Source organism: Streptomyces sp. NPDC051364 (assembly GCF_040682115.1).
Taxonomy (GTDB): Bacteria; Actinomycetota; Actinomycetes; order Streptomycetales; family Streptomycetaceae; genus Streptomyces.
Genome location: NZ_JBFBAH010000001.1, coordinates 23,739 through 36,808, shown reverse-complemented (window position 1 = coordinate 36,808; position 13,070 = coordinate 23,739). Strand labels below are relative to the sequence as shown.

The window sequence follows — 13,070 nt, the reverse complement described above, 5'->3', positions numbered from 1 at the left end:
CAATCAGGCGGCGACGGGCTGGCGCAGGCGGGCGCGCAGGTCGCGGTGGATGGTGTCGGCCTTGGCGGCCATCTGGCTGAAGGAGGTGGCGCTGCCGATGCCGTGCCGCCACTCGGTGAGCCCGTCGAGGTAGATCCCGACCTCGCAGTCGTCGGTGGTACGGGCGCGGTAGGCGCGGGTGACCTCGGGCCGGCCCTGCGCATCGAGGCGCAGGTGGGGGACGAACGCGGCGAGCTGGCGGGGGAGGGCGGCCTCGCGGTAGCCGGTGCAGACGATCACCGCGTCGGCCTCGATCAGGCCGCTCTCGCCGGTGAACACCTCCGCGGTGCGCAGCTGCACCCGCCCGTCCGGGGTCTCGTCGACGGCGGTGACCTCGGTGCGCCTGTGCATGTGCAGGCGCTGCCGGCCGGTGAACCGGTCCTGGTAGACCGCCTGGTAGAGGGCGGTGGAGACGTCAGGGTCCACGGCCGCGTAGTTGGTGGCCCGGGCCTGGTCCAGGGCGCGTTCGCGCTGCTCGCCTTCGAGCCCGTAGAAGTAGTCGGTCTCGTCGGGGAAGTACACCTCGTTGCTGAAGTGGCCGAGCTCGTACATCCGGAAGCCCGCGTGGCGGACCACCGAGTGGATCTCGGCGTCCGGGTGCTGTGCGGCCAGGTGCAGGACGATCTCGCCCGCGGTCTGCCCGGCCCCGATGACGGCGATGCTGCGCAGCGGCCGGTCGCCGAGGGCGGCCAGGGCCGGCAGCAGCTTCGAGGCGTGGAAGACGCGCTCGCCCAGGTGCGGGCGGAACAGCTCGGGTACGTATGCCTCGTGGCCGGTGGCCAGCGCGATGTTGCGGCCCTCCACGGTGTGCAGGGAGCCGTCGCGGGTGTCGCGGGACAGGACGCGGGCGGTGCGGACGCGGCCGTCGGCGCCGGTGACGGGCTCGACGCTCAGCACCTCGCGGTGGTAGTCGACGTCGCCGCGGACCTGGCCGGCGGCCCACTGCACGTAGTCCGACCACTCCAGGCGGCTGACGTAGCCGCCCATCAGCGTGAACGGGTAGAAGCGGCCGCTCTGCTGGAGGTAGTGGGAGAAGGTGAAGCGGGAGCGGGCGTCACGCGGGGTCGCGAAGTCGCGCAGGAAGTGGTGCTGGATGTCGGTGCCGGGCAGCACCAGGTTGGGCTGCCACGCGGAGTCGGCGGCCTTCTCCAGGTAGCGCGCGGCCAGCGGGGCCGCGTCGGTGGCGTCGTCGTGGTCCTCGACGGCGGCGGCGAGGGCGATCCCGGAGGGGCCGAAACCTGCCACCACCAGGTCCTGGACGGAGGTGCCGTGCGTCGTCATCGGGCACCGCCCGTCGGCAGGCCGAGCGCGGCCAGGGCGGCGGTCAGGGACTCGCGGATGATCCGGCCGGCCTGGTCGATCTCCCGGGCCGAACAGTTCAGCGGCGGCAGCATGCGCACGACGCAGTCGTCGCGGCCGCCGAGCTCGATGATCAGGCCGCGGCTGACGGCCTCCCACTGGACGCGCTTGGCGAGCAGGTCGGCGGGCAGCCCGGTCTGCGGGTCGGTCAGCTCGACGCCGGTCATCAGGCCGAGGCCGCGTACGTCGGCCACGTACGGGGTGAGCTCGCGCAGGCCCTGGAGGTGGACCATCAGCTGGTCGGCGCGGGCCCGGACGTTCTCCAGGACGCGCTCGCGCTTGACGACCTTCATGGTGGCGACGCCGGCGGCGAACGCGGGCTGGTTGCCGCGGAACGTGCCGGAGTGGGCGCCGGGCTTCCAGACGTCCAGCTTCTCGTCGTAGAGGATCACGGAGGCCGGCAGGCCCATGCCGGACAGGGCCTTGGAGGCGCACACGACATCGGGCTCGATGCCGTACTGCTCGAAGGCGAACCAGGTGCCGGTGCGGCCGCAGCCGCTCTGCACCTCGTCGACGATGAGCGGGATGCCCAGGCGCCGGGTGACCTCGCGGATCCGCTGGACGAACTCGACCTCGGCCGGGATGACCCCGCCCTCGCCCTGCACCAGCTCCATGATCACGGCGGCGGGCAGGGTGATCCCGCCGTTGACGTCGGTCAGCGCCTTCTCCAGGAACGCGGCGCAGTTGACCTGGCAGTTGTCCCGCTTGAGGCCGAGCGGGCAGTTGTGGCAGTTGGAGTACGGGAAGAAGTGCACGCCCGGCATCCGGCCGCGGACCGGCTCCTTCTGCTCGACGAGGCCGGTGACGCTCAGCGCGGCCAGGGTCGCCCCGTGGAACCCGCCCTGGAAGGTGATGATCTCCTCGCGGCCGGTGGCGGTCTTGCACAGCTTGAGGGCGGCGTCGACGGCGTTGGCGCCGGTCGGCCCGCAGAAGTGGATCCGGGTGCGCTCGCGCATCGGCTCCGGCAGCATCCCGATGGTCAGGTCCGTGAACTCGTCCTTGACCGGGGTGGGGAAGTCCAGCCCGTGCACGAACTCGTCGAGCTGGCGGTGGGCGGCCGCGAGCGGCTCGGGGTGGTTGTGGCCCAGGGAGAGCACCCCGGCGCCGCTGAGGAAGTCGAGGAAGACGTTGCCGTCGAGGTCCTCCACGTACGAGCCCTTGCCGCGGCGGATCGCCATCGGCAGCTTGCGCGGGTAGGAGCGGGAGTTGGACTCGCGGCCGGCCTGGCGGTCCAGCAGCTCGGCGCTGCGCGGCCCGGGCAGCGGGCCGGTGATCACGGGGGCGCTGTAGACGCGCGGGGCCGAGACCGGGGTGTCGATCGTGGCGGTCATGGGAAACGTGGACCCTTTCCGTTCAGGCGGCGGCGAGTACGGCGCTGCGGTCGGTGGCGGCGGCGGTCAGGCGGGCGGTCAGGGCGTCGGTGAGGGTCGCGGCGCGCAGCGACAGGAGGCTGAAGGAGCCCGCGTCGCCGATGCCGTGGCTGGACTCGCACAGGCCGTTCAGGAAGAGCGGCGGGGTCCCTTCGGCGACCGGTTCGAGCGCGTAGTCGGCGGACACCTGCAGGCGCCCGTCCGGCTCGGTGGCGAACAGCTTCGCGAGCGGGGCCATCAGCGGCGGGCACAGCTCCTCGTGCGGGCCGGGACCCATGTTGCGGAAGCCGGTCGCGAGGACCGCGAAGTCCACGGTCTCGCTGATCCGCTCGCCGGTGGTGCGCTCGACGAAGTCCAGGGCGATCCGGTCCCCGGTCTCCGGGGCCACGCCCACGGCCTCGTGGTTGCCGCGGACGAACACCTTCTGGTCGCCGTCGAGCTCCTGCTCGTAGATGGTCATGTAGAGCTCGCGCAGCACGTCGCCGTCGGCGGAGGAGTAGTTCGTGCCGTGCATGTAAGCGTCGAGGGCCTTCTTGCCCTCCCGGGACGCCCGGAAGTAGTAGTCGGTGAACTCGGGGAAGTAGCCCTCCTCGCTGAACGGGCTGGTGTCCTTCAGCCGCAGCGAGTGCGAGCGCGTGTACGTGGTGACCTTGGTGCGCGGGAAGCGGCGGTGCAGGTCGAGGGCGAGCTCGACGGCGCTCTGGCTGCCGCCGATGACGGCCACCGACTCCGGGACGCGGCCCTCGCCGGTCAGCTCCGCCAGCTTCGGCAGGTACTGGGTCAGGTGGAAGATCCGCGGGGTGCGCAGCGCGTCGTAGGGGGCCGGGACGTACGGGGTGCGGCCCGGGCCCATCACCAGCGTGCGGCCGAGGTAGCGGCTGCCCGACATGGTGGTGACCTCGTAGACGCGCTCGCCGAACTCCTCGACGACCTCGACGCGGGCGGCCCGCTGGTTGCAGTCGACCAGGTGCGAGAAGAAGCCGGCGGCCCAGCGGATGTAGCCCGCGTACTCCTTGCGGAGCGGGAACTCCGAGGGGAGGTTGAGGTGGCGCAGCAGCCGGCCCTGCTCGTGCAGGTAGTTCAGGAAGGTGTAGCGGCTGCGCGGGTTGCGCAGGGTCACCAGGTCGCGGCTCGGGTGGTTCTGGATGTCGGAGCCGTCCAGCAGCATCCCCGGCTGCCACTCGGGGCTCGGGCGGGCCTCCAGGAACCGGGCCGTCAGGGGCGACTCGCGCTCCTCCAGGGCGATGGCAAGGGCCAGGTTCGCCGGGCCGAAGCCGATGCCGAGGATGTCGTAGACGGGAGTCGTGCTCGCACTCATCGGGTGGTCTTCCTTGCCTTGACAGTGGTGAGGGTGGGGTTTCCGTCGAAGTCGATGCGCAGGCCGGTGATCCGGCCGGCGGCGTGGACCCGCTGGTCGGTCCGGTACCAGAGCGGGATCAGCGCCAGGTCCGCCATCGCGGTACGGTCCGCGCGCCGCCAGGCGTCGGCGCGCTCGGCCGGGTCCGTCGAGGCCCGGGCGCGCGCCACGAGGGCGTCGAACTCCGGGTTCACGTACCGGCCTTCGTTGTCGCCGTGGGCCGTGCCCTCGGCGTCGGGCGCCGTGCACGAGGAGTGCAGCAGCGGGAAGAGCATGTTGTCGGGGGTCGGGTAGTCGCAGGCCCAGCCGGCCCGGCAGAACCCGGCCGCCGCGATCGAGGTGCGGTGGTCGACCAGCCCGCGGGCGTCGGTGCGCAGCAGCTCGACCCGCCAGCCCAGGACCTCCTCCAGGCCGCGGGCCAGGGCCTTGACCCAGTCGTCGTGCCCGGCGCCGGTGTTGTACGCGAACTCGACGCGGCTGCCGGGTCCCAGGCCCGCCCGCAGGGCCGCCGCACGGGCCCGCTCCGGGGCGTACACCGCCCAGCCGGAGTCGGGGTCGGCGCTCAGCTCCGCCTGCGGGGTGTGGGCCTTGCCGAACCAGGGGGACAGCAGGGAGTGGGCCGCGCTGCGGCGCCCCTGGAAGTACGTGTCGATCAGCCCCTGGCGGTCGATGGCCGCGGACAGGGCCCGGCGGGCGTCCAGCGAGTCCATCGGCGCCTGGTGGCAGAACGGGATCAGGTAGAAGAGGCCCGCGCCCTCCTGCTCGAGGAAGCCGTCCAGGGCGGCGGCCTCGGCGGTGCGCGCCGGGGGAATCCGGGCGTAGTCGTAGACGCCGGCCACGAAGCGCTCGTACTCGTCGTCGAGGCCGGTCACCGCGTCGAGGATGTCGATGTGCACCTCGCGCACCTCGGGCGCGGGCCCCGCCCACAGGTCGTTGCGCTCCAGCCGGATCGCCACCCCGTGCTCCCAGGGGCCGGCCATCTTGAACGGGCCGTTGCCGACCGGGAGGTCGTTGTACGCCGGGTTCAGCGCCGGCCCGGCGCACTCCGGGACCGGGCTGAAGATCGGCTGGAGGGTCTTCAGGTCGAACTGCACGTCGGGCTCGGACAGCTCGACCACCAGCGTGGTGTCGTCGACCGCGGTGAAGGAGCGCACGCCCGCCAGGTGGTACGCGGTCTCCGTATGGGCCTCGGGGTCCAGCGCCCGCGCCCAGCCGCGCACGAAGCTGTGCGCAGTGACCGGCTCGCCGTTGCTGAACACCGTGCCGGCGCGCAGCGTGAAGGTCCAGGTCGTGGCAGTCGGGTCGCTCTCCCAGGACCGGGCGGTGGCCGGGATCAGGGCGCCGTCCTCGTCGAGGGCGAGGAGTCCGGTGAACAGGGCCTTGCAGACGAGGATGCCCTCCCCTTCCTGGGCCTTGTACGGGTCGATGGCGGTGGGCTCCGTGATTCCCATCCGGAACACGGGGTCGTTGGCGTGCACGTGGGGCTCTTTCCGCGGTCGGTGGAGTGTGGAGTGAAGGGGCGGCGGGCGATGTTTCACGTGAAACAGCGCGCCGCGCGCGCGGCGGGTCAGGCCGGTACGACGACCACGTCGAGCCGCTCGTCGAGGTCCGCGGCGATCTGCTCCACCCGGTCGATGTCGGCGGGGCTCCGGTAGGGCGCGGCCACCGCGAGCGAGCCGGCGATCTCGTACCAGCCCTCGGGGGCGCGCCGCAGCCGGTCGCCGGGCTTCGAGGCGGGGATGTACGAGCGGAAGTGCGGGGAGTGCGTCGCGTCGCCGGGGTTGTTGCGGACCAGGGTCCCGGTCCGGTACGCGAACTTGATGCAGGTGGCGGCGCGGGGGGCCGCGGCCCGGAGCACCTCGCCGTCCAGGAGCGCGCCGAGCGCGTCCGCGTCCTGCCCGGCGAGCACGGCCTTGGCGTAGAGGCGGACCGCGTCGATGCCGTGGACCTCGCGCAGGTTGCGGTAGTTCTGGCCGCCGCTCATCCGGGTGGCGAACTCCACGACCCGGTAGCGGCCCTCGGAGTCCTGCCGGAACTCGGCGTTGAACAGGCAGTGCCGTACGCCCAGGCCCGCCACGATGCCCTCGGCGACCGCGACCAGCTCCGGCTCCTCCTCCGGGGTGCGGAACGGGAGGGTGTAGAAGTCCTCCTCGAAGTACGGGCCGGGCATCTGCATCTTGTTGGTGACGCCCACCAGGTGGAACGCCCCGTCCAGGACCACCCCGTCGAGGGTGACCTCCTTGCCCGGGAGGAACTCCTCCAGCAGCGCGATCTCGGGGCCGTCGCTGGGGAAGTAGCCGCCCCACTCCTCGGCGAGGCGGGCGACGTCCGTGAGCGCCCGCTCCAGCTCGCCGCGGTCGCGGACCAGGCTGACGCCGATGCTGGCCGCCAGCGCGCTCGGCTTGACGATGAACGGGTACGTGAAGGCCTCCGCGGCGGCGAGACCCGCCTCGACGCCGGCGACGCCCGCGAACTGCGGGCCCGGCAGCCCGTGCCGCTCCAGGAAGGACCGCTGGAGCTGCTTGTCGCGGGAGATCAGGTCGGCCTCGGGACGCGGCCAGGTGTGCCCGAGCAGCTGGTTGACCTTGGAGGTGACCGCGATGTCGCTGTCGTAGAAGGTGATCGCCGAGGCGATGCCGAGCCGGCGGGCCGCGGCGGCGCAGAACTCGGCGAGCTCCGTGCCCTCCAGCTCCTCCGGGATCGGCACGACGTTCGCGAACCGGCCGTCGTCCGCGGCCTGCGCGACCCGGGTCGCCAGGTGGATCTCCAGACCCATCCGCTCCAGGGTCTCGATGTGCTCGCGGTGCCACGCGTACGTGTTCCGCATGATCAGCAGGATCTTCATGACGCGGTCTTTCCGTTGGAGTCGTGCGGGGTGGGGGTGGTGACGACGGTGACCTTCTCGGTGAGCCGCTCTGCGGTGGCGACGGCGGCCTCGGTGTCCGCCCCGGTGACCAGCACCTGGCCGACCCGGTCCCAGTTGCCGCGCAGCTCCCCGACGGTGTCGCCGGGCCGCACGCCGGTCTCCACGTCGATGACGTCGGGCAGGGCCCTGGCCTCGTCCGCGCCCTGGATCTCCACGACCGTGCCCGGTTCGGCGGACAGGAAGCGGGTGGCCGCCGCGTGGCGGGGGACGGGGCGCTCGGTGAGGGCCGGGATCAAGCCGAACTGCCAGGCCACGATCCACTCTTCGAGGTCGATGCCGTAGGCGGAGTTCAGCAGGTCGAAGATCCGGTCGCCGCCCATGCGGTTGTGGCTCTCGATGATCTGCGGGCCCGCCGGGGACAGTCGCAGCTCGGTGTGGGCGGCTCCGTCGGTGAGGCCCATCGCGTCCAGGAAGCGGGCGACGGCCTCCTCGATGCGCCGCTCGTCCGCCGGGCCGAGGCGGGCCGGCAGGGCGTGCCCGAGCTCGATGAACCCGCCGCCCGTGAGCTTCTCGGTCACCGCCAGGATGATGTGCCGGCCGGCGAACGAGAAGCTCTCGACGCTGTATTCGGGGCCGGGGATGTACTGCTCGGCGATGAAGCGACCGATGGTGAAGAACGCACCCCACTGGAGGTCGGTGCGGGCCCGCAGGGCCTCCACCCCGGCCCAGGCCTCGGCGGCCTGCTCCGGCCCGTCGATCCGTACGACGCCCAGGCTGGCGGTGGCGTCGACGGGCTTGAGCACGAACGGGTAGCCGTGCTCGGCGCCGAAGGCGGTCAGCGCCCCGGCGCTGTCGACCTCGGCGGCGGCCACCGACAGGGCCCGCACCTCGGGGGAGGGGGACGCGGCCAGGTGCCGGCGCATCGCGTGCTTGTCACGCAGCAGTTCGGCGACCTCCTCGGAGGTGTTGCCGAGCCCCAGGTGGTCGCTGATCCGGCCGGCCGGAACCAGGCCCGGCTCGGTGATCGAGGCGACCCGGGTGAAGCCGTACGCCTGCTGCGCTGCCTCGACCAGCGGACGGGTGACGTCCCAGTCGGTGTAGTCCGCGATGAGGACGGCCTCGGCGAGCACGGCGGCCTCGGGCACGAACTGGTCCTTGTGCTGGATCAGCACGAAGCGGATTCCGAGAGCCGCCGCCTTGCGCAGCGTCTGTATCCGTCCGCCGACGACGAGAAGCTTGTGTTCGGTCATGGCCAGAACTCTGCAGCAGAATTCCGGGCCGGGAAATGGATTCCGGCTGGCACAAGCATGCCCGGCACGAATGACGCAGGGGCGGGTCGGCGGCGATCTTGGAATGGGTGCCCGGGCAGGAATGTGCCAGCCTCATTTGTGCCAGCCCTCAGCTCTGGGCAGGGCCTTGACCGGCGGGTTTCATGATGGACGCCACCTCATCCGTGATTCGTCCCCCGATCGAGAAGGAGCCCCCCATGGCCGGCGAGGACCCCTTGCGCCGACGATTGCAGGACCTGCCCAGAAGCGCCTGGGTGATCTTCTCCGGAATGTTCCTCATCAAATTCGGCAATTTCCTGAACGTATTCCTGGTGCTGTTCCTGGTCGCCCAGGGATTCTCCGCATTCCAGGCCGGTGTGGCCCTCGGCGTGGTCGGGGTCGGCGCGTTCATCGGAAACGCCGTGGGCGGCACGGTCGCCGACCGCTTCGGCCGGCGCACCGCCATCGCGGTGTCGATGTTCGGCAGCAGCGCCGCCACCGCCCTCGTCCCGCTGGCCGACGGGCTGTTCGCGACCACCGCGCTGGTCGGGCTCGTCGGCGTCTTCGCGCAGCTGTACCGGCCCGCGGCCGGTGCGCTGCTGGTCGACGTGGTCCCCGAGAAGCAGCGGGTGACGGCCTTCGCCGTGCTGCGGCTCGCCATCAACGTGGGCATGGCGGTCGGCCCGCTCGTCGGCGGCCTGCTCAGCGGGGCCTCGTACACGTACGTCTTCCTCGGCGACGCGCTGTTCTCCTGCGCCTTCGGCGTGCTCGCGCTGTGCACGCTGCCCGGCGGGCGCCCGCCCGTGGAAGCACCCGCACCGCAGAGCGCGGGCCGGGGCAAGGGGGGCTACCGCGAGGTGCTCTCCGACCGCCCGTACCTGCTCTTCCTCGGCTCGATGGTCGCCGCGACCTTCGTGTACGGGCAGTCCACCGCGACCCTCCCGCTGCACGTCACCGACGCCGGCTTCGACAACAAGGTCTACGGCCTGCTGCTCGGCCTCAACGCCCTGCTCTGCGTGGTCATCGAACTCCCGCTCACCAAGCACACCGAGCGCCGCAACCCGCGCCGCGTGATCGCCGCCGGACTGGCCCTGCTGGGCATCGGCATGGCCCTCACGGGCGCGATGCACGCCGTCTGGCTGCTCGCGCTGACGGTGGTGGTGTGGACGGTCGCCGAGACGGTCTACACGCCGATCGCCAACGCCTACCCCGCCGAGTTCTCACCGGCCCACCTGCGCGGCCGCTACCAGGGGGCCGAGGGCATCGCCCACACCCTCGGCGGCGCCCTCGGCCCGGCCGTCGGCGGCCTCCTCTACAGCATCTCGCCGCCGCTCCACTGGACTGCCTGCGCCGCCGTGGCCGCCCTCGGCGCCCTCCTGATCCTGGGCGCCAACCCTGGCAACCGCGGGGAGGTGACGGACACGCACGACACCGAGAAGACATCCGAACCGGCCCACGCGGCCTGACCTCTTCCCGCCGCACCGGCGGCAATTCCAGCCCACCCGAAAGGCACCTCGGCATGACCATCAGCACCACGACCGACGTCCACCGGATCGACATCCCCTCCGCCACCGAGGACCCCGCCGCGTACGTCACCGCGCTCCTCGACGTGGCCGGCGAACGCGACGCGTTCGACGTGCTCGCCAAGACCCCCGTCTGGGCGGCGCAGCTCTTCGCCGACCTGCCGACCGACCTCGCCGAGACCGTCCCCGAGCCGGGCGAGTGGCCCGCCGCCTTCATCGTCGGCCACCTCTTCGACGTCGACATCGTCTACGGCTTCCGCTGGCGCCTCGTGGCCACCGAGGACAACCCCGTCTACCCCGGCTACGACGAGCAGCTGTGGGCCCCGCTGCCCCGGCTCCCGTTCCGCCGGATGCTCGACGCCTGGACCGGCCTGCGCGCCTCCAACGTCGCCCTCCTCGCCGCCCTCGCGCCCGAGGACCGGCAGCGCACCGGCCGCCACGGCGAGCAGGGCGGCGAAACGATGGAGGTCATGATCCGGAAGGTCATCGGCCACGACATCGCCCACATCAACCAGATCTACCGGGCCATCCGCCTCGTCCGCCAGGCCGCCGGCCTCGACGTCGCCGAGCTCGACGCCACGTACGAATCCCTGGGCTTGCGCTGAGGCCTGCCCGACCGCCATGTCCCGACCCTCCGGAGAGAGAACACAGCCGTGACCACCGTTGCCCACAAGCCCGCCCCCGACACCATCACCTCCGTCGGCCCCGACCTCCGCGACGCCCTGCGCGAGCAGCGCTACGCCCTCGTGTCGGCCGCCGACCTGACCCTGTCCCCCGAGCTCACCGCTGCCTTCGACGCCCTCCAGGCCTCCTGGGGCCGGCTCACCCCCGACACCCACTTCGGCGGCGGGGACCGCGCCGTCCGCACCCGCCGCTACAGCGACTTCATCTACGTGCCCGCCACCGGCGAGCTCGCCCCGCTCGACCACGTCGCGTACTACCAGAGCGAGGCGATGAACGCCTTCGTGGGCGGCATCGAGCGCCACTTCGGCGACGTCGAGGAGGCCACGTACCGCAACCCGCTCTTCCAGGCCCTGGTCCGCTACGACTTCGACAACCTGCCGATCGAGGACGAGTACCGCGACCGCGCCTGGGTCTGCCAGATCCACCAGATCCGCATCGAGATCAACCCGGGCCAGTACAACGAGCTGGTCCCGGAGGGCATCCACTCGGACGGCTACCCGTGGGCGGGCCTGCACCTCATCTCCCGCGTCGACGTCGAGGGCGGCCACAGCACCGTCTTCACCTGGGACGAGGAGCCGCTCGCCAAGGGCACCTTCCGCACCCCGCTCGACTCCCTGATCTTCGAGGACCGCGCGATGAAGCACCACGTCACGGGCCTGAGCGCGGCCGAGGACAAGGGCGGCTACCGCGACGTCCTCGCCATCTCCTTCTCCCTGCCCGGCTCTCCGTACGAGACGCTGGTCTGATGAGCGCCGCAGCTCTGGCGCTCGAGGAGCCGCACGTACTGGTCGGGCCGTACGAGCCCCTGGCGCCCGTCGCCGCTCCCGCGGAGTCCGACGCCATGACGGCGGCCGACGTCCCGCAGGTGATCGAGCTGCTGCGGGCCGCGCCGCAGGCCGCGTACTGCGAATGGGAGGACGAGGGGCTGCTCTCCGGGCACCTCGCCCACTCCTCCGACCTGTGCCGGGTGATCCGCACCCCCTCGGGCCGGGTCGTCGCGGCGCTGCTCGCCGGCTCGTTCGGCGTACGGGGAAGCATCAGCCACGCGGTGGTCGACCCCGGCCATCGCAGGCTGGGGCTGGCCCGGGTGATGGCGGTCGACACGCTGGCGGCCTTCCGGCGCCGGGGGGTCAACCGGATCTTCCTCGCCGTCCTCGACGGGAACGAGGCCGCGACCGCCCTCTGGACAGGCGTGGGCTTCCGCCCGGCGCTGGGAGAGAGGACCTTCGAGTGCGATCTGTAACGCCCGACGCCCCGGCCCCGGCGCACCACGCCGCGGCCGGGGCCCCCGGGGCGGGGGCCGCCCGACCAACCGCCCCCACCCCGGCCGGACCGGCCGTCCCGGCCCAGGCCACCCGGCCGGCCCGTGCCGCCTGGGCGGCGGGCTTCGGGCAGGCCGTGCCCGTGATGCTCGGCTACGTGCCGGTGGCCTTCGCCTTCGGCGTGCTCGGCCACACCGCCGGGCTGCCGTGGTGGGCGATGGTCGCCATGTCGGCCTTCGTGTACGGCGGTTCCTCCCAGTTCGCGGCCCTCCAACTGCTGGCCGTGGGCGCCGCCCCGTACGCCATCGTCCTGACCACCTTCGTGGTCAACCTGCGCCATCTGCTGCTGTCCGCCGCGATCGCCCCCCGGCTCGCCGGATGGCGGCGCCGGGAACAGGCGCTCTTCGCGTACGAGCTCACCGACGAGGCCTTCGCGGTGCACTCCGCGCAGTACGCGGAACGCACGCAGCGCCCCAAGGCCGAGGTCTTCACCTTCAACACCGCCGTCCACGCCTCCTGGGTGGCGGGCACGCTCGCGGGAGTGCTGGCCGGGGACCTGGTCACCGACGTCGAGGCGCTGGGCCTCGACTACGCCCTGCCCGCCATGTTCATGGCCCTGCTGGCGGCCGGGATCATCGCCGACCGGCGCGGGCTCGCCGTCGCCGTCGTCGCGGGCGGAGGGGCGGTGGGCCTGACCCTGCTCGGCCTGCAGTACTGGGCCGTCCTGGTGGCGGCGGCCGTCGCGGCCACCTTCGGCCTGGCCATCGCACCCCGCGAGAGCGGCACCGACGACGCGGCCGACGAAGCGGACGACCGCAGCGCAGAAGACCGCGGCGCAGAAGACCGCGGCGCAGAAGACCGCGACACAGAAGACCGCAGCACGGAAGGAGCGCCGGGCCGATGAGCGACCTCACGCTCGCCCTGACCATCACCGGCATGGCGGCCGTCACCTTCGGCCCCCGCCTGGTGCCGACCCTCTTCCTCGCGGCGGCCGCCCTGCCCCGGCCCGTCGTGGTCTGGCTGCGGCAGGTGCCGCCCGCGGTGATCGCCGCGCTGCTCGCCCCGTCCCTGTTCGCCCCGGCCGGCACGCTCGACCTCGGCCCCGGCAACTACGCCCTCTGGCTGGCGGTGCCGACCCTGCTGCTCGCCTGGCGCACCCGGAACTTCTACCTGACGATCGCCTTCGGCATCGGATCCCTGGCCCTGCTCCGCCTGATCACCGGCTGACGGAAGCCGTCTTCCACCGTTCCGCACGGCTCTGACCTGCATGTATGTTGGTTCTGGGGGTGGCCGGGAGGTTAATTGGCGTGAGTCCTCCCCGCGATGACGTAGAGTTGTGTTT

At 72.3% G+C, this 13,070-nt stretch carries 12 protein-coding genes; 6 read left to right on the top strand and 6 right to left on the bottom strand.

Going from position 1 to position 13,070, the window contains the following annotated elements; translation table 11 throughout:
* Window positions 1-3 precede the first annotated feature (3 nt).
* The 6 genes from AB0M76_RS00135 to AB0M76_RS00110 form a co-directional block, all read right to left on the bottom strand.
* Complete coding sequence (locus AB0M76_RS00135; RefSeq protein WP_365950750.1) at window positions 4-1,320, bottom strand: SidA/IucD/PvdA family monooxygenase; 1,317 nt, start codon at window positions 1,318-1,320, stop codon at window positions 4-6.
* Window positions 1,317-2,729 (bottom strand): diaminobutyrate--2-oxoglutarate transaminase family protein, encoded by a 1,413-nt coding sequence (locus AB0M76_RS00130; protein ID WP_365950749.1) that lies wholly within the window; start codon window positions 2,727-2,729, stop codon window positions 1,317-1,319. Before AB0M76_RS00130 ends, AB0M76_RS00135 begins: the two co-directional genes overlap by 4 nt.
* A gap of 22 nt (window positions 2,730-2,751) precedes the next feature.
* Window positions 2,752-4,086, bottom strand: coding sequence for a SidA/IucD/PvdA family monooxygenase (locus AB0M76_RS00125; RefSeq protein ID WP_365950748.1), 1,335 nt, complete (start codon window positions 4,084-4,086; stop codon window positions 2,752-2,754).
* The gene (locus AB0M76_RS00120; RefSeq protein ID WP_365950746.1) at window positions 4,083-5,603 is read right to left on the bottom strand and encodes an ABC transporter substrate-binding protein; all 1,521 of its coding nucleotides are present in this window, start codon (window positions 5,601-5,603) and stop codon (window positions 4,083-4,085) included. The genes AB0M76_RS00125 and AB0M76_RS00120 overlap by 4 nt, the downstream gene beginning before the upstream one ends.
* A gap of 89 nt (window positions 5,604-5,692) precedes the next feature.
* On the bottom strand, window positions 5,693-6,970 hold the full coding sequence (locus AB0M76_RS00115; RefSeq protein ID WP_365950745.1) for an ATP-grasp domain-containing protein: 1,278 nt from the start codon (window positions 6,968-6,970) through the stop codon (window positions 5,693-5,695).
* The gene (locus tag AB0M76_RS00110) at window positions 6,967-8,241 is read right to left on the bottom strand and encodes an ATP-grasp domain-containing protein (protein ID WP_365950744.1); all 1,275 of its coding nucleotides are present in this window, start codon (window positions 8,239-8,241) and stop codon (window positions 6,967-6,969) included. The genes AB0M76_RS00115 and AB0M76_RS00110 overlap by 4 nt, the downstream gene beginning before the upstream one ends.
* Window positions 8,242-8,477: 236 nt before the next feature.
* Between AB0M76_RS00110 and AB0M76_RS00105 the strand changes: the two genes are divergently transcribed.
* Genes AB0M76_RS00105 through AB0M76_RS00080 form a run of 6 tightly spaced genes read left to right on the top strand, consistent with a single transcriptional unit; the run spans window position 8,478 to window position 12,955 of the window.
* Window positions 8,478-9,725, top strand: coding sequence for an MFS transporter (locus AB0M76_RS00105; RefSeq protein WP_365950743.1), 1,248 nt, complete (start codon window positions 8,478-8,480; stop codon window positions 9,723-9,725).
* A gap of 53 nt (window positions 9,726-9,778) precedes the next feature.
* Complete coding sequence (locus tag AB0M76_RS00100) at window positions 9,779-10,387, top strand: DinB family protein (protein WP_365950742.1); 609 nt, start codon at window positions 9,779-9,781, stop codon at window positions 10,385-10,387.
* 48 nt (window positions 10,388-10,435) lie between these two features.
* On the top strand, window positions 10,436-11,212 hold the full coding sequence (locus tag AB0M76_RS00095) for a 2OG-Fe dioxygenase family protein (RefSeq protein ID WP_365950741.1): 777 nt from the start codon (window positions 10,436-10,438) through the stop codon (window positions 11,210-11,212).
* A complete protein-coding gene (locus AB0M76_RS00090) occupies window positions 11,212-11,709 on the top strand; it encodes a GNAT family N-acetyltransferase (RefSeq protein WP_365950740.1) in 498 nt (165 codons plus the stop codon). Before AB0M76_RS00095 ends, AB0M76_RS00090 begins: the two co-directional genes overlap by 1 nt.
* Window positions 11,697-12,632: an AzlC family ABC transporter permease gene (locus AB0M76_RS00085; protein ID WP_365950739.1), complete on the top strand. Its 936-nt coding sequence runs from the start codon at window positions 11,697-11,699 to the stop codon at window positions 12,630-12,632. Before AB0M76_RS00090 ends, AB0M76_RS00085 begins: the two co-directional genes overlap by 13 nt.
* Window positions 12,629-12,955: an AzlD domain-containing protein gene (locus AB0M76_RS00080; protein ID WP_365950738.1), complete on the top strand. Its 327-nt coding sequence runs from the start codon at window positions 12,629-12,631 to the stop codon at window positions 12,953-12,955. Before AB0M76_RS00085 ends, AB0M76_RS00080 begins: the two co-directional genes overlap by 4 nt.
* The last annotated feature ends 115 nt before the right edge of the window (window positions 12,956-13,070 follow it).